Annotated in this window: 19 protein-coding genes; 10 read left to right on the forward strand and 9 right to left on the reverse strand. The window is 34.2% G+C overall.

Annotation, left to right across the window (positions count from 1 at the left end):
* Positions 1-131: 131 nt before the first annotated feature.
* Positions 132-1,268, forward strand: coding sequence for an MFS transporter (locus D1867_RS03175; RefSeq protein ID WP_155862779.1), 1,137 nt, complete (start codon positions 132-134; stop codon positions 1,266-1,268).
* 161 nt (positions 1,269-1,429) lie between these two features.
* The gene (locus tag D1867_RS03180; protein ID WP_338078090.1) at positions 1,430-1,846 is read left to right on the forward strand and encodes a GNAT family N-acetyltransferase; all 417 of its coding nucleotides are present in this window, start codon (positions 1,430-1,432) and stop codon (positions 1,844-1,846) included.
* Positions 1,847-1,848: 2 nt separating this feature from the next.
* Here D1867_RS03180 and D1867_RS03185 read toward each other — a convergent pair whose 3' ends face one another.
* Both D1867_RS03185 and D1867_RS03190 read right to left on the reverse strand, forming a co-directional pair.
* On the reverse strand, positions 1,849-3,027 hold the full coding sequence (locus tag D1867_RS03185) for an MFS transporter (protein WP_155862781.1): 1,179 nt from the start codon (positions 3,025-3,027) through the stop codon (positions 1,849-1,851).
* 102 nt (positions 3,028-3,129) lie between these two features.
* The gene (locus D1867_RS03190) at positions 3,130-4,365 is read right to left on the reverse strand and encodes a hypothetical protein (RefSeq protein ID WP_155862782.1); all 1,236 of its coding nucleotides are present in this window, start codon (positions 4,363-4,365) and stop codon (positions 3,130-3,132) included.
* 231 nt (positions 4,366-4,596) lie between these two features.
* On the opposite strand from D1867_RS03190, the gene D1867_RS03195 reads away from it, so the two are divergent.
* Positions 4,597-5,787, forward strand: coding sequence for an MFS transporter (locus D1867_RS03195; protein ID WP_155862783.1), 1,191 nt, complete (start codon positions 4,597-4,599; stop codon positions 5,785-5,787).
* 41 nt (positions 5,788-5,828) lie between these two features.
* Here the strand turns inward: D1867_RS03195 and acs are convergent, their stop codons facing one another.
* Positions 5,829-7,772, reverse strand: coding sequence for an acetate--CoA ligase (acs, locus tag D1867_RS03200; protein WP_155862784.1), 1,944 nt, complete (start codon positions 7,770-7,772; stop codon positions 5,829-5,831).
* A gap of 92 nt (positions 7,773-7,864) precedes the next feature.
* Between acs and D1867_RS03205 the strand changes: the two genes are divergently transcribed.
* Both D1867_RS03205 and D1867_RS03210 read left to right on the forward strand, forming a co-directional pair.
* Entirely contained in the window at positions 7,865-8,425 is a 561-nt protein-coding gene (locus D1867_RS03205) for an acetate uptake transporter (RefSeq protein ID WP_155862785.1), read from the forward strand.
* A 32-nt stretch (positions 8,426-8,457) separates the two neighbouring features.
* Positions 8,458-8,823, forward strand: coding sequence for a putative metallopeptidase (locus D1867_RS03210; protein WP_338077942.1), 366 nt, complete (start codon positions 8,458-8,460; stop codon positions 8,821-8,823).
* Here the strand turns inward: D1867_RS03210 and D1867_RS03215 are convergent.
* Positions 8,815-9,540: an ATP-binding protein gene (locus tag D1867_RS03215; protein WP_155862786.1), complete on the reverse strand. Its 726-nt coding sequence runs from the start codon at positions 9,538-9,540 to the stop codon at positions 8,815-8,817. The two genes, D1867_RS03210 and D1867_RS03215, sit on opposite strands and share 9 nt — an antisense overlap.
* Before the next feature lie 184 nt (positions 9,541-9,724).
* Between D1867_RS03215 and D1867_RS03220 the strand changes: the two genes are divergently transcribed.
* Genes D1867_RS03220 through D1867_RS03230 form a run of 3 tightly spaced genes read left to right on the forward strand, consistent with a single transcriptional unit; the run spans position 9,725 to position 11,788 of the window.
* The gene (locus D1867_RS03220) at positions 9,725-9,958 is read left to right on the forward strand and encodes a sulfurtransferase TusA family protein (RefSeq protein ID WP_155862787.1); all 234 of its coding nucleotides are present in this window, start codon (positions 9,725-9,727) and stop codon (positions 9,956-9,958) included.
* The gene (locus D1867_RS03225; RefSeq protein ID WP_155862788.1) at positions 9,955-11,097 is read left to right on the forward strand and encodes an NAD(P)/FAD-dependent oxidoreductase; all 1,143 of its coding nucleotides are present in this window, start codon (positions 9,955-9,957) and stop codon (positions 11,095-11,097) included. Before D1867_RS03220 ends, D1867_RS03225 begins: the two co-directional genes overlap by 4 nt.
* A 4-nt stretch (positions 11,098-11,101) precedes the next feature.
* Positions 11,102-11,788, forward strand: a complete 687-nt coding sequence (locus D1867_RS03230) for a helical membrane plugin domain-containing protein (protein ID WP_155862789.1) — start codon at positions 11,102-11,104, stop codon at positions 11,786-11,788.
* 55 nt (positions 11,789-11,843) lie between these two features.
* On the opposite strand, the gene sul7d is transcribed toward D1867_RS03230, so the two are convergent.
* Entirely contained in the window at positions 11,844-12,029 is a 186-nt protein-coding gene (sul7d, locus tag D1867_RS03235) for a Sul7d family chromatin protein (protein ID WP_013775800.1), read from the reverse strand.
* A 187-nt stretch (positions 12,030-12,216) separates the two neighbouring features.
* Between sul7d and D1867_RS03240 the strand changes: the two genes are divergently transcribed.
* Positions 12,217-13,074, forward strand: a complete 858-nt coding sequence (locus D1867_RS03240) for a hypothetical protein (protein ID WP_338077943.1) — start codon at positions 12,217-12,219, stop codon at positions 13,072-13,074.
* Here D1867_RS03240 and D1867_RS03245 read toward each other — a convergent pair.
* Complete coding sequence (locus D1867_RS03245) at positions 12,964-13,599, reverse strand: aspartate racemase/maleate isomerase family protein (protein ID WP_155862790.1); 636 nt, start codon at positions 13,597-13,599, stop codon at positions 12,964-12,966. The two genes, D1867_RS03240 and D1867_RS03245, sit on opposite strands and share 111 nt — an antisense overlap.
* A gap of 37 nt (positions 13,600-13,636) precedes the next feature.
* Here D1867_RS03245 and D1867_RS03250 point away from each other — a divergent pair, with 37 nt between their 5' ends.
* Positions 13,637-14,686 carry a glycosyltransferase family 4 protein gene (locus D1867_RS03250; RefSeq protein WP_338077944.1) on the forward strand — a complete coding sequence of 350 codons (1,050 nt, stop codon included), beginning with the start codon at positions 13,637-13,639 and terminating at the stop codon, positions 14,684-14,686.
* Between the two features lie 3 nt (positions 14,687-14,689).
* Here the strand turns inward: D1867_RS03250 and D1867_RS03255 are convergent, their stop codons facing one another.
* The 3 genes from D1867_RS03255 to D1867_RS03265 are packed head-to-tail and all read right to left on the reverse strand — an operon-like array spanning position 14,690 to position 16,865.
* Entirely contained in the window at positions 14,690-15,217 is a 528-nt protein-coding gene (locus tag D1867_RS03255; protein ID WP_155862791.1) for a hypothetical protein, read from the reverse strand.
* Between the two features lie 36 nt (positions 15,218-15,253).
* Positions 15,254-16,591: a DUF711 family protein gene (locus D1867_RS03260; protein WP_155862792.1), complete on the reverse strand. Its 1,338-nt coding sequence runs from the start codon at positions 16,589-16,591 to the stop codon at positions 15,254-15,256.
* 1 nt (position 16,592) lies between these two features.
* Positions 16,593-16,865 (reverse strand): ACT domain-containing protein, encoded by a 273-nt coding sequence (locus tag D1867_RS03265; RefSeq protein ID WP_013775794.1) that lies wholly within the window; start codon positions 16,863-16,865, stop codon positions 16,593-16,595.
* Positions 16,866-16,909: the final 44 nt, after the last annotated feature.

The following is a 16,909-nucleotide window of genomic DNA, read 5'->3' on the forward strand; positions in this document are numbered from 1 at the left end:
TCTTCCCTAAGGCATTTACTCCTCTAAAATCCTTTTTAATATGCATAATCATTCTGAACGCAGAATTCTTGTAGCTTATTAACGACTAAAAGAAGACACTATTAAAAGCTTTAGTTTTTGCATATTTAAATATGAAAAGTAAAGAATCAGAGCAAGTTCTAGTAATCTTCATAACTTCCCTATCTTTCTTTCTAAGTTACTTTTCTAGGATTGCTTGGAGTATAGTTTCAGTTTATTCTTCTCTTAAGCCTACAGAATTGCAAGATAGTATAATATTTTCCTTATTCTTTATAGGATATGTAATAGTTCAAATTCCTTCTGGCTTTATTGCAAATGGTTACCCTAAGGTAACTTCTATAATATCACTCTTAGGGCTGTCTTTTGCTTCTTTTCTTTCGGGTTATGCGAATTCGATAGTTTTTGAATATTTCTCAAGTATTTTAATGGGATTATTTGCAGGCTGGATTTATCCTACTACAATTAGAATTCTATCTTGTAAATTTTCTGGCAAAGAATTACCAATAGCAATAGGTTATTATAGTTTAGCGTGGCCGTTATCTATAGTATTAGCAGGAGTAACTTTGCCTTATTTAAGTATCAATTTTGGCTGGAGGTTCCCTTACTACTTAATTTCAATAATATCATTGTTTACAGCTCTATCTTACTTGCCAATGCCTATTAAAAACTCTAAAATTGAGAGGAAATCCCTCTTCTTGGTAGCTAAAAATAGGAACGTTATAATAGTCAGCTTTTCAGGTTTCCTTTTCTTTCTTTCTTATTGGATAATAACACTTTATGCATATAAATACTTCCTAACCTTAGGAATGAACTCTTATATTGCAGGCTTAACTTACTCAATGCTTGCTTTAGCCGGAATTCCTTCAACAGTAATTGCTGGTTATATAATAAGAAAGATAGGAATCAAAAATTCGCTAGCATTTTTTGAGGGGATATACGGCTTGCTCACATTTAACCTCTCATACTATTTATCTATGATTCAAATCTTTATTATAGCGAGTATTATGGGATTTGTTAGGTTTATAATAACACCTGCTAATTCAAGTGCAGTATCAGTAATTGACAGAAAGAACGCTGGAAGCGTTTCTGGTTTTGCAAACTTTTTCTGGCAAAGCAGTGGTATACTGGCTCCATTAATTGCATCTATCATTATAACTTCCTTAGGATTTAAGTTACTTTGGTTATTCTCAGGATTTATAATAATACTCTCTTCAACCATTTACTTATTTTTATTAAAAATTAAGGAATGACATCCTTATTAACCCCTTTGAGAAAGGTAAAAATGGAAAGGGAAGTAAAAATATGTATCAAAAATCTCTATTTAAGTCAAATAAATCCTTCTCCGTAAGAAAGAATTTAACTTTAGGAAAATCGCGTTAATGCCCCTTTATGGGGCTTACGTGAAATAAGAATTGAAGATACAGAAAAACCATTTAAGAGTGGAGATTATAGAATGGATAAGTACTCTCTTAAGGACTATTACTTATGGAAATTGCAAGGAGACTTAGTTTACGTCTTGGATATAGACGGAAATATAGCCGGCGTTATTGATATAATAGAGAATAACGATAGCTTGTTAATTGATATGTTAGCTAGAAATATCCTAGTAAAGGCTGAAAAAGTTGGTAGTAGAATGTTGGATTTTGCGGAATATTTAGCTAAAATTAAAGGTAAGAAATTGGTAAAACTTGAGGCTTTAGATACTGCAATAGGATTTTACAAGAAGATGGGATACAAGGAAGTTTATAAAAGATTTGATAGAGAATGGGGATTGCTTACAGTAATGGAGAAGGAAATTGAAAAATACGTGACAGAACCTGCTTACTAAAGTTACTTATTTTTTGTAATTACAGTTCCTCTAGGCCAAGTTAATAATGTTATTAAAACTATGAGCAAAGATGAATATCCTAGAATATTTCCAAACAAAGGAGAATTTGCTAAACCAAATATTTGAACTAAAGTACCCATAGTTATTGATCCTACGCCACCAACAACACTACCTAAATTGTAAGATAATCCAGTTAGCGCTGACCTAACTTCTGGTGGGACGGATTCTACTATCAACAGAGGTGCTAGTGGCCAAAATCCAGTAGCTATTGAATATACCAGCAAACCTATAAGCATTAGTTCTGCTGATTTTACTATTATTGGCAACATCATTGGTAAACCTATCATTTCCCCAATAACGCCATAAATTATTAGTTTCCTCTTATTTATGAAGTCTGCAACTCTGCCATATACTATGAAAGATATTGCCAAGAAAATATTAGCTACCGTCATCATTAAACCTATAAAGTCCTTTGATAAGCCTAAATATTCAGCTAATCCTGGATAAACTGCAAATATTGAATAGTAAGAGAAAAACATTCCAGATATCACGATAGAGGCTCTAATTAATATCTTAGTATATTCCTTGACGTTTGTATTGCTTATAGTCTTTCTAGAAACTTTAACGTCCGTCACTTTCAAAATAATATAAGGTAATAATATAATAGGAATTGAACCAGTAAGTAAAAATAACCTCCAACCAATACCGCCCATTGATTGTGAAAACACTATAAAAGCCACTCCAGTTAAGGCGTAACCTACACCGTAGCCGGCTTGAACAATTCCATTAATTAGCCCTCTAGCACTTGGAGGAGCTTGTTCGTAAGCTATTACGGTTCCCGCAGTCCATTGAGCGCCCATAAATAATCCTTGAAAAGCTCTTGCAATTAATAAAATTACTGCATTAGGAGAAAATGCCATTAAGCTTTGAAAAGCGGAATATCCTGCTGTTCCTATTGCTAAAATTGGTTTTCTTCCTCTTCTATCAGCTATTTTACCAAATGCATAACCTCCTATTACTCTAAAAATTAAGCCTAGAGCAAAGAGTAAAGTTCCTTCTACAGTGTTTAGACCCAAACATTTTTGGAAATAGTAATAAACGTAAGTTACTATTAACAAGTCGTAAATGTTTCCTGCCCAAGAAAAGAAAGCTGAAATTGTAGCGTGAATGTACCTTTGCATTGCATTTTTACTAACCTAACTTTAACACTTATTTTTGACTTACTAAATTTAAAAAGACTGTAAGCTACTTCTTTTTATTATTTTAAAAGAAGTTTCTAAATTTTAAACTAATTTTTCATTTTTATATACTTGACAGTCCTTAAAATACTCCAGGATTTTCTTATCCCATGTGTGAATTATAACCTTATTTCCTTTCTCTAGCATTCTAATAATAATATCTACAACTCTCTTCTTATCCTCATCAAGTAAAAATTCTTCTGGAGATTCAATAACAACTAATGCCTGGTCCTTTAATGAGTTAACTTCCAGTATAAGCGTTGCTAAAGATTTTATTGAACGAGAACTTAAAGAAGTTATTTGAGAATCTTCATAAAATACTAGTCCTCCTTTAATACTTATAGGCAAAGAAAAATTGTCATAAAAGGAACTTTTACCTTCCTTTATCCTATTTATGGCTAATTGACAAGAATCAGAAAATAACTGTGCAATTTCCTCATTGTTTAATGCCGATTCTTCTGCATTTAAAATGAAATGTCTTCCAGGGGGAATATATAAGAGTTCCTTAAAACCTAAGATTTCAGTCAGCTCATTCTTATATTTATCAAGAAAAGGCTGTATCAAAGCCTCCATAATTCCTACCATGAAGTCCTCAAAAACTTCGTGAGAATTAATTGCCCTCTCGTTGACTTCTTTTGCAGTAATTCTAAGTACCTTGTTTAATTCTTCGGCTTTTATCTCTTTGTTTAAACCTTTATTCTCTGGCTTAAATTTCAAATTTATTTTTACATTAACTTTCCCATCTTTATAATAAAACTCTGATTCCAAATTTAATCCTTTTACGCTCGATAATTTATATAAATCCATTTGATTAAGGCTTTTTATCTCGCTCTCTTTTACACTAATTTTACCTTTACTTTCTATTTCTATTTTAAGTAATTTATTTATCTCGTTATTGATATCAATTTCACAAGAAATATTTAAAGGATCTTTTAACGAGAATTCTCCATTTTTCCACTCAAGTCTCATAGACGTGTTTATTTTATCAAGAATTGAAGGTAAGGCGAATGCAGGATTTATATTCCTAAAATTAAGTTCCCTTATAATCGCTGATATTTCATAAATTACATAATATAAATTTCGTAGCTGATCGGAATAGTTCCTTGATAAGTGAAAATAAAGATTCCAAGCTAGCATTCGCCTAATTTTCAAATATCCAGAAGGATCTAAGATACTTAAAGAATTAATAAGGTCTTGTAAGTCAAAGTAGCCGTAATATAATTGGCAGTTATAATCCAAATTATATTTACCTTTTCCATTAACGATTATGTTAATAGCCATATCTAAAGTATTAATAGCACTTTATTAAAAACGCACATTAAATCATTTACATTCTGAGTTTGTTTAAACCTTAATATTAATCATTATGAATATCCTAAAATATTTAAAGAACTCACATAATTAGACACGCCTAGGACTAAAAAATTCTTAGTTCTATTTTAAAGTTTAATGAAAGATTTGAAAGATTTAAATTAATAAACCTTTTATTTTAACATGTGTTGAAATGTCTTTATGAAGCATTACATTCACGCTACAATATCGTCCTCCTTAGCTTGGGCAGGCAATATTTATGATTTGCTATTAATCACCTACGTTTATGGAGTACTTGAAAAAGTATTCAACTTAAATTATTTTGAGATTTCCATACTTTTCTCTTTAGGTCTTATAGGAAGAGTAATAGGAGGCATGGTTTTCGGAAAGTATGCTGATACAATAGGAAGAAAGCCAGTTTTAATGATAGGAACTGGCGGTTATGCTCTATTCCAAGGTTTAATGGCCTTTTCCCCTAATGTTATTCTTTTATTTATTTTTAGATTAATTGAAGGTATATTTATGGGCGCTGAGTGGACCGCGGGAACTGTAATAGCTTACGAACAAGCTCCAAGATCTTTAAAAGGATTTGTAACCGGTATAGTTCAGGCCGGCTACGGAATAGGATATTCTCTCACTGGTATTACATATCTAATATTCGTTTCTAACATAGTTACTGACTGGAGAATATTTCTATTAACTGGAGCATTGCCTCTTCTTCTTCTACCTTACATTCAATTGAAAGTGAAGGATACAAAGGAAGGTTCGAGCAAAATAGCTATTAGATATAGAGACTACATGGGAATTTTACTTAAGGCAACTTTAGGAATGTCTGGAATGTTCACAGCATACTTTGCAGTCTTTGGAAATTATACTGAAGTTGCTGAAGTTGATCATCTCCCAGACTATGTACTTGGCATATTAATGACTATAGCTAATCTAATTCTTGCTTTTTCCTTTATTCTCTTTGGAAGATTAGCTGATAGGTACGACAAAAAGAAATTAATTTATATTGGCCTAATAGGGCTGATGGTAGGACTTCCATTTGCGGTCCCAGTATTATCTATATTGATTAATGTTATAGGAATGTCCCTAGGTGTAATAATTTTTGCCTTCTTTACAGGATTCTGGCCTCTTATGCCATTATTATTAGCTGACGCTGTTCCTGCAGAAGTGAGAGGCTTTCTTTCTGGATTTGCATATAATGCTGGAGGTTTCGTTGGTGGTATAGCGGATATAATTATAGGCTTGCTTACTTCAATATATGGAATAAATACAATATCAAAATGGGTAGATGGCTTCGGATTTGCTTCAGTACTTTTAGTATTGGTTAGCGTAATAACTTGGCCAAAGAGCGGAGCAAAAGCAAGAGTAATTATGATAGAGCAATAACTATCAATAATTTTTCTTTCTAGTAAAATAACATAAAGATACTAGACTTTACCTTCTTTTTGTTGTCCTTGTATTTCTTTAGAGAATTCTTCTATGACTTTCTTTAACTCATCAACAGATGTCTCGTCCTCTAAAGTTGATACGTCTCCTAGAGGCTGACCAGAAATTACGCTTCTCACTACTCTCCTCATTATCTTTCCAGACCTAGTCTTTGGTAATTTGCTTACGAAGTATAATCCGCCAAACACTACTATGGGACCCAAGTTGTTCTTAACATACTCTATTAACGACTTTCTCAATTCTTCTGATGGTTGATAGCCCTGCTTTAATACTACCGCAGCTACTGCAACTTCGCCTCTTACAGGGTCTGGTACTCCTATTACTGCTGATTCTGCAACTGCAGGATGAGAGATTAATATGTCCTCTATTTCTCTAGTTCCTATTCTATGTCCTGCGATCTTTAACACTTCGTCTGCTCTTCCTAATATATAGAAGAATCCTTCTTCATCCCTGACAGCATAATCTCCAGGATAATATACTCCAGGGAATTTGGAGAAGTAAGTCTTTACATATCTTTCTGGATCTCCCCAAACCCCTGCGAGCATACCTGGCCAAGGTCTCTTAATTACAATGTATCCCTTTTCTCTTGGCTTTACCTGCTTACCGTCTTCAGTAAATACATCTGCATCAACTCCAGGTAATGGCAATCCGTTAGCGCTGGGCTTAAGTAGATAGTTGCCTAAACCCGGAGTTGCAGAGATCATTATTCCTCCTGTTTCAGTTTGCCACCATGTATCTACTATAGGTAAAGAAGAATTACCTACGTTCTTAAAGTACCATCTCCATGCCTCAGGATTTATTGGTTCTCCAACGCTTCCTAAAATCCTTAAAGTACTCAAATCGTGCTTCTTTACCCATTCTTCACCATACCTCATTAAAGACCTAATTGCTGTAGGAGAAGTGTAGAATACAGTAACTCCATACTTCTCTACTAATTCCCACCACCTATCTGGATTAGGATAATCTGGCACTCCTTCGTACATTAGTACTGAGGCCCCATTTTGCAATGGACCATAAACTATGTAAGAATGCCCAGTTATCCAGCCTATATCTGCAGTATTAAAGAATACGTCGTTGTCTCTTAAGTCGAAGACCCATTGAGTAGTCAAATAAGTCCATAACCCATATCCACCGTGTAAGTGCAAAATCCCCTTCGGTTTTCCTGTAGTTCCAGAAGTATAAAGAATGAATAATGGATCAGTAGATAGAGTTTCCTCTGGTTCTACTTTCTTATACCCAGTCCTCTTAATTAAATCTTGATATAATACGTCCCTTTCCTCATTTAATTCTATTTCTTCATCTCTTTTTATTACGAGTACTTTCTCAACTGAAGGAGTTTGAGAAACTGCCTCATCTATTATTCTTTTTAACTCTACTCTTTTACCTCTCCTCATTGTATGGGAGGTAGTTATAACTAACTTAGCCTTTGCGTCGTTTATTCTATCAATAACCGCTTGAGTAGAAAATCCTGAGAAAACTACGCTATGAACTGCCCCAATCCTTGCACAAGCCAGCATTGAAATTGGTAATTCTGGCATTAAAGGTAAGTAAATTAGAACTCTATCTCCTTTCTTTATTCCCAAATCCTGGAGTATTTTTGCAAACCTATTTACCTCGTTATAAAGTTCTCCATAAGTTAATTGCCTACTTTCACCCTTTTCGTTCTCCCAATAAATTGCAATCTTATTTCTCCTAACTTTTACCTGCCTATCTAAAGCATTGTAAGTTATATTAATTTTACCTCCAACAAACCACCTATAGAACGGAGCGTTTGATTCGTCTAAAACTTTATCAAATGGAGAAAACCACTCTAAACCTTCAGCCATTTCTCTCCAGAACTTTTCCGGCTCTTCTAGTGATTCCTTGTAAAGTTGCTTATAAGGAGGCTGATAGTATCTCTCCTCAAATGGAAGATTTTCTGACATGACAGACTTTAAAGTCGGACAATTTTTAAGAATTTCCCCAAAGAGTTTGAGTACATAAGATTTATATTTTATCATATTACAGAAAATCCGCCATGACGGAAGAAAAAAGGGCAAACCCTGCTCCTTTAGGATTATCTGGGTTCGCTTTAACTACATTAGTTTTAAGTACGTATAATGCTGGGTTATTAACTTCAGGATCAGGTGTAGTGTTAGGCTTAGCAGCGTTTTACGGTGGTCTAGCACAATTATTGGCAGGAATATTGGAATGGAAAGGAGGAAATACATTCGGCTATGTAGCATTCTTTACATATGGAGCTTTTTGGGAATGGTATTTTTTAACAGCTTTAGGAATATTTGGAAATATAACAGCACAAGGAGTAGGCTTAGTATTAATAGCCTTTGGAATATTTACGTTAATAATGTGGTTCGCTACGTTTAAAACTAACCTAGGATTATTTACAACTTTCCTCCTATTATGGATAACATTCTTCCTCTTAGGCATAGGTTCACTGACGTGTAATACTTTACTTGTTCACGCAGGCGGATATACTGGAATATTAACTGCTATTGCTGCATGGTACACTGGATTGGTCCAAGTTGTTGCTGAAAGTTTAAATAAGAAAGCTCCTTTAGGAAGAGCTCCTCTATCATAAAACTTCAAATATTTTTATAAATAAGTATTCAAGTGCTTGAACTAGAGAAAGCAGAAGACGTAAAAGAATTAGCTTTAAGAATTAATGAAGAGACTAATATGGGAATTGATCTAAATAAGATAGTTTTCTTGCGAAGCAAGAATTCTAAGACTACGGCAATAGCTAGAACATTAACTTTGCCCCCTCAGTGGAGATATGTTCTTGGAGATAATGTTTTATACATTATTGAAGTAGTTTCAGAGAAATACGATAAATTAGAGTGTAGTGATAAGGTTTTTGTAATAACCCACGAGCTTATGCACATTCCAAGAACTATGAAAGGTTTAAGGAATCATAATTATAAAGGATTTAAACAGATAAGGAAAATTAGCAAAGAATTAGCAAAAGTGTTATGCTAAGTTCTCAGCTAATTGAGTATCTGCTAAGTCCTCTTCATACTTCTTTATTCTTACCTTTTCGACCCTACCGTTCATGTAAAATAAAGCCTCCCCTACATCTAAAGATTTAACTACGTCTGCAACTTCTTTTGTTTTTAAAGGTAAAATCTCTCTATACACTTTGAGGTCAACAGGGTGAACTACCTTATGAAGGAAATAAACTTCGCTCTGAGTTAAAACGTCTTTATTTACCCTAGCAGACCTTTGGCTAATCATTATCATTCCAATTCCTCTCTTTCTCCCCCTTAACGCAAACCTAGTAATTTCTTCACTTATTTTAGTCCTTTCACCTTGAGGTATGAATTCGTGAGCCTCTTCTAGAACTAGAAAAACGTTAGTCCTATAAACCTTTGATAAATTCCAGAACGAGTCAAGGAACTTAAAAAGAAAATTAAAAGCCTCATCACTCCATTCATTCATATCAATTATTACTGACCTCTTCCTTTCTAGCACATCTTTTACTACAAACTCTGGATCTAGGTTAAAATCCTCTATCCTTAATGCGTCTTGGAAATCATATTCGCCATCTGGATCAATAACAACTATTGGAAATCCCTCTTTAATGAGCTCTTTACCCAAAATTTTTGCAGTATTAGATTTTCCTGAACCTCTTATGCCAAGTATTGCTATGCATTTTCTTACCAATTCTGAAGAATTTAGAGGAAATCCTAAATCCATAATTTAACGTTAATGGACGAGGATTAAAAACCAAAACACTATATATTACAATTTTCTTTCTCATTTTTATCGTTAATATCAATTTTTATAAAACTAAACTTATACGAATATCTATTTAATATTCTAAGAAGTTCGTATAATAAGCAAAATATTTAAAATGCGGAATAATACTATTTAATTTGAGATGTCAATGGTTAAGATTTATAAAAAGGTAGACCTAACCGGAACATCTTGTGCAGGACCAATAGGAGAATTGATGGGATTAATGGACGAAATAAAGCAAGGCGAGGCAGTAGAGGCTTTACTCAAAGACGAGGATACAAAAAACATGGTTATAAGCTGGGCAAAAAGTGTAGGATTGAAAATATTTGAAGAGAGAAAAGAAGGAAATAATTTCGTAGTGGTGGTTGGAAAATGAAGAGAATAATAATTGCAGGCGGAGGAATAGCCGGAACCATTGTCGCAAATAGGTTAGCAAGACAATTATCGCCAGAGCTTGAGAAAGGAGAAGTAGAAATTATAGTAATAAATGCCTCGGATAGACATATTTATCAACCCGGCCAACTTCTAATTCCTTTCGGAGTTACAGATACGGGGGAAATAATTAGAGACGAAAAAGAATTACTTGATCCAAAGATAAGATTAATAATAAAGGAAATTAGTAAAATAGACGTTCAAAACCATTCCGTAATAACTGCAGACGGAACTGCATACAATTATGATGAACTAGTAATAGCCACTGGGTCACATTTGCAGTGGGATGAAGTACCAGGCTATAGGGCGGTTTACTCACCGTGGGATTTAGAAAGTGCACAAAAATTGAGGGAAGTTTTACAATCCTTCACGGGAGGAACTGTAGTAATTAACGTGGCAAAATTGCCTCACAAATGCCCAGTTGCACCTATGGAATTGACTTTAATGCTTGACGACTACTTAAGGAGAAGAGGATTAAGAGAAAAGACTGAAATAATATATACTTACCCAGTCCCGGGAGTTTTCGGAATAAAAACTACAAATGACGTGATGATAAAAATATTTGAGCAAAGAGGAATAAAAGTAATATCTCCATTCAACGTAACCAGAGTTAACCCAGAAGAGAAAACAATAGAATCCCAAGAAGGTGAAAAAATAAAATTTGACCTAGCATTAGGAGTTCCACCTCATAAAGGTGCTAAAGTGATAGAAGATTCTGGTATTGGTGATAGAAGAAACTGGGTTCCTACTGATAAATTCACTCTTAGAATGAAGGATCATTCAGACGTTTACGTAATAGGTGACACAACTGATTTGCCAATTTCAAAGGCAGGATCAACTGCAGATTTTGAGTCTTACGTAGTTGCAGGAAATATAGTTAATGACATAAGAGGAAATAATTCTACAAAACTGTTTGACGGTTCGGTATTTTGCTACATTGCTACTGGATTAGACTCAGGAACGTACATAAGGTTTAATTATAACTATCCTCCAGTGCCTCCTCCTCCATCATATGTCCATTGGTGGGGGAAGTTACTTTACAATAAATTATACTGGACAGTAACTGCAAAAGCTATAGTATGAGGTGATGAAGACGGCTGCAGTGGAAAAAATAACTTCTAAAATAGATGAGAAGAAGGCTGAGGAACTTTCTAAGTTTTTAGATTATTTACCCACAATTAACGATTTCTTGGAAAAAATTAAGGAATTAAAGGAGAGCGGAGCTTTAGATGCAATAATAAACTTTTCTTATGCAATAAAATCGCTAAAAGACGCATTAAATGACGATTCTATTCAGAATTTAGGTAATATGCTATCTACATTCATGGCACTCTTATCCACCACTAGCGAGCACACCAATGATGTTAATCAAATAATTAACCAAGCAAACACTATTAGCTATACAATAACAAAGCTAAAAGAACTAAAGGAAAGTGGAGCATTCGACGTATTGGTTAATTTTGCCTATGCACTAAAGAGCTTAAGAGATGCACTAACTGATGATGCAATAACAAATATAGGCACTACATTATCTTTACTTTTAGATTTCTTGCCTAGAGCCCAAGAGTTCTTAAATTATGCATTAAATCCGTCAATATTAAAAATAATAAAAGCATTAAGCAGCGATGAAGCAACTAAATTGCTTGCCAATCCTCCTAAGGTTACTTTAGGAGGGATAGTGAAACAAATGACGGACGATGACGTACAAAAAGGAATAGGCGTATTATTCACAATAGCTAAAATTATAGGTAAGAGTTATTCTCAACAAAAATAAATACAAAAATAATAAAAATAATTTATTTTCTATTAGTTTTTTATGGCTTATTGCTTTATTTCTTCTCTAATTTCTCTAGTAGTTCTTTTGGTGCGTCTTTTTCGCTAACTGCTCCCCTACCAGTCTTACCGTTGTCGTCGTAGGTAAACGATATCATTTTGCCAACTCTCCAAACCTTCTTTATCTTCGAAATATCTACTTCCTTCTCCTCTCCCTTATACTTGAACTTTACAGTAGTCATGTGAGATTACTTTGCGTCATTCCTTAAAAACTTTTTGGCGATATTAGGGAAATTTCTCACAAGATTATCTTAACTCTTTCCCTAAAACCTTCTTATCCCTATCTACCTTGACGTTTAAGGTAACGTAAAATTTTCTGACATTACAGAAATGCGAAAAATTTGATAATCCAACGATATAGATTTCCTAGTGGAATGCAGAACAGAAAAGTGCGAGAAAATTATGAAATTCTTAGAGAGAAAAGAAGGAACATTACAACTAATAAATAATGCTCCTAAGGCTTACCCAGGATTTAAGAATTACGTAAGGAAAAAGATTGAGGAAGAGGAAAAATTATTGAAAGGAGTGCTATTTGCGGAAGATATCATTTCAGCAATGCACAGTGGATATAAAAATGCATTAGCCGGCTATTTAAGATCTGCGGAAGAGAGCAACAGATTTATAATTGAAAGAGCTTCATTATCAATATTTGTATCCGCAACAGAGGAGAAATACTTAGAACTTCTAAAGGAAAGACAATGGCACGTATTAGTTGACGAAGGTTACATTATAAGGGCTGCAAGTGAAGGAATTGGAAGGATAAAGAAAGCCACAGGAAGAACGCTAAAACTAAATAAATACTCAGTTTACCTCATGGGTGCTCCTGTTTGTAGAAAACATTTGAAGTTCCAAAAATACTCAATGAGCATAGATGAGTTAGAGGATAAATTAAGAGTGAGGATATCTGCAAAATGTAAATTCTGTCATAGGCAGGCCGATTATTTTACTTTAGCCATGCCAAAGGCTAGCGCACTAATAGGCTTGGCAGAATACATAACAGGGAAGAGTACAACAAATTTAATGAGAATTTATGCTAATATTTCTAGGGTAATTCATCCTTACGGGTTTACCGACTTAGATAAGGATAAAGTGTTCACTCTATGGGCTAGGGATTTCTTAAACATTATTTCTGAGGTTAATAATCTCTTTAACCTTGTCGACAATAGCAGAGGCAGCGGTAACAACGGGAAGCTTACCGGAAAGCTTATCAAGAATGGGAAGAGTTGAAAGAATCGTACAAGCAACATAAATAGCGTCTGCATAAGATTCTTGGGCAACTTTAACTGCATTTATAACTAGTTCGTGAGGAGTTGAAGCTATTGCATGTCCTCCAGTTCTACCTAAGGCTATTGAGCCAACTACTTGAAATCCAAAGCCTTGAATCCATTTTATTTCATAATCATGCCTTCTCTGATTATAGGGAGTTACTACATAAACTTTCTTTGCTCCCAATTCTCTTAACCTATCTATTATAGCTTCAGTTGAGATAACTACTGGCTTTGAAAAGAACTTCTTTAACCTATTCATCCCATCTCTGTAAAATACTCCGTAAGACCTTGCATAAACTATCACATCGCCTTTCTCGACTTCATTCTTTATTATAGATAATTCCTTATACATTCTTTCTTGTTCGTCTTTTCTAATTCCGTGACCTGGATAATATTTCATGTAAAATACTTTAACGTCGTTAAATACCAGTTTAATATCGTTAGGCAAGGTAGGGTTTTCCTCAGAAAGTATTAAAGATATCATACAAAGAGGATAAAATTTTCAGGAATAAAACAGTTCTGTGGACATTATTTTTATAAATCATAGAGATCCGTTTCACCCTAATGCTGGTGGTGCAGAAAACGTAATTTATGAGATTGGGAAGAGGTTGAAAGAAGTTACTTGGCTATCAGAAAAAGTAAAAGGAAGACCGGATTCTGAGTATATAGATGGAATAAAAATAATTAGAAAAGGAAATAAGTTCACTTTACATTTTTACTCTCTGATTGAAGCTAAAAGACACGAAATAGTGATAGACAGTATAGCACATGCTGTACCTTTCTTCTCTTATCTAGTTAATGATAAGGCCGTAGCACTAGTTCACCACGTTCACCAAGATGTAGTAAAATTTGAACTAAATCCTATTTTAGCAGAAGCAGTAAGACTTGCAGAAAGAAGAATAAGGAACTATAAATATATTATCTCAGTATCTAACACTACAAAGCAGGATTTAATAAAAAAACTGGGAGTTGACGAAAATAAAATAACTGTAATTTACAATGGAGTTGACCATAACAAGTTTAACCCTGGAATAAAGAGTGAAATTCCTATAGTTTTTTGGATAGGAAGGATGATGAAATACAAGAATCCTTTTGACGTAATAGAGATAAAGAGAAGAATAAAAAATAAGAAGAATGTAAAATTCATAGTTGCAGGAGGAGGAGAGCTCTCAAATGAATTTAGTAAAATAGCAAAAAAAGAAGGAATACAATACTTAGGAAAAATTGATGAGAAGACAAAGATCGAGTTATATAGGAAATCTTGGGTAATATTGTCTACCTCTTTCATAGAAGGCTGGGGAATGACCATAGTTGAAGGAAATGCTTGCGGAACTCCTGCAATTGCTTACTCCAGTGGCTCTTTACCGGAGATAATAAAGCAAGGAATTAACGGTTTTATTGTACCTTACAAAGACGTTAACATGATGGCAAAATACATTGATTATATAACAGAGGATGAAAACATTATGAAGGAGCTGTCTAGAAAAAGTTATGAAGAATCGTTAAAATATGATTGGAATAAGACCGCAGAAGAATACAGAAAATACTTAGAAAACATTTATTATAGGTAAACTTTATTGATCGCCATTAATGAAGAGCGTAACTTTGAATAATTTACCTTCTTTCTTTATAATATACCTCATTGTAAATCCTTCGCAACGTCTAGTAACTTCTACCTCATTCTCGCTATGAAAAGAATAAGTAGGCTCACTACATTGAGTAGCAATTTCATTTAATTTCTCGTTTATTTCGTCCTGATCTCTTGCATAGAATTCTATCTTGGCATTATTGCCTTCAAAAGTGGATCTTATCATTTTAGTTGATATAAAATATGCTACAAGAACTGCTAAGGCAGAATTAACTGCTGATGAAATTACCAATACTACTGGCAATAAATTACCTAAAAGCGGAACATAAAGTACTTTAAAACCAAGTAAAATGTAAAACGCTGAGGCTATAGCTGAAGTTATTCCTACACTAATTATAGCTGAAGCTATTTTCCTTTCAATTGTACCTGAAATAAAACCTATTATTGCCCCGCCAACTAAAGGAAGCCACCAGGTAACTAGCGATACTGGTATTAAAATTTTTATACTCCTCATCGTTAATACCTTTGTATTTATGATAATTAAATATTTCTAACCAGCTTCTAACCTTTTTATCGTATTCGGTATAAATCCATTAAGTGAAGTAAATCTCTCAACATTAACGTCCTTTAGCCTCATTACTACAACTTTTCCTAAAAGTCCTCCTAAATCAATAACAGTTCCAGGTTCGCTATCTACTGGAATTACTCTAACTCCAAGAATCTTATTTAGGGTTATACCTAAAGAAAGCACATCCATAATCAATCCAATAACTTTATCCTTTCCTTGCTTTTTACTGACTCCTACCATATCAATACCGCTGTTGCAAACAGAAGATAAAGCAAGCAATGTAAAGAAGTCAACATAACCTTCTAATGCTCTTTCAGCCATAATAGAATCTTCACTAACCGGAATAAACGCCGAGCTTAATCCTCCTACATGGGAAGTCGCCATTGAACCGCCTTTTTTTATTGCATCCATTAGAATCGCTAATGCCGACAAACTTCCGTGCCCACCCATTCTCTCTATACCCATTGCCTCAATTATTCCTGCAACGCTGTCACCAACCTTGGGAGATGGGGCTAGAGAAAGATCTACAGAACCAAAAGGTACTCCCATCTCCTTAGAGACTGCCTTACCTATTAATTCACCAAGCCTACTTATTTTAAACGCGGACCTCTTTATTATATCATGTAACTCCTCAAGTGAGGAAGGGGAACTTCTCTTTATTGCGTTTTCAATTACTCCTGGTCCGCTTACAGCAACGTTTATCATCATATCTGGCATTCCAATGCCATGATGTGCAGATGGGACAAAAGGGCTATCAGGAGGAGCATTAGATAGTATTGAGACCCTAGAGGATGCCTCAGGCTTCATATTAAAAATTTGATCAACGAACTTCTTTACAGCGTCGGAATTTAATCCTGAGAAAGTTGATGCGGCATTTATCATTCCAGTTAGCCTTCTTGTAGAGTTCATAACTTCTGCCAGAGTGTTTATGATAGATAAAGAGCCTTTAGTAAATCCTCTATCCGCAAATGCCGAGTAACCGCTTATATAATCTATTCCGTTTTTCTCTGCAAGTTCTTCAAGTTTTTCGCCTATTTTTATCCCGTTGCTTTCTCCAAGTACCTCTAGAAAGTACTGTACTGGAGAAACTGCAACTCTTTTTGTAACTATTTTTACTCCATATTTTTCACTCACTTTATCTACAGAATATGAAAATTTTTCTAAGAGAGAATTGAGGGAATTAAATTTTTCCAAAGTTTTATTAATGTCGTCAGAAATGAATGGTAAAGTATTTACACTTAACGTAACTGACCTTATATCTAAGTCCTCTTCACTTAGCATTCTCACAACTTCAATTATTTCATCTGCAGAATATTTCATTTTATATCCTCTCCATGTATTTAAAAACTTCCTCGTGATAAACTAGAACTTCAACATTAAGTTCTTTTCCCTTTTGCTGTAACTCTTTTCTAAGTTCTGACAAGGGAACTTTACTCTTTGATATATCTACAAGCATTATCATTGCAAATATTCCTCTTAATACGGTCTGTGAAATATCAACTATATTCACGTTCTCTTCAGCAAGTTTAGACGAAATTCCTGCAACTATTCCAGGCTTATCTGCTCCTACAACGACTACAATAGCATTTTCCATACACTGAAAGAAAAACTAGCATTTTTATACCTTGCTTTGCTACT

The organism is Acidianus infernus (assembly GCF_009729545.1).
Lineage (GTDB): Archaea > Thermoproteota > Thermoprotei_A > Sulfolobales > Sulfolobaceae > Acidianus > Acidianus infernus.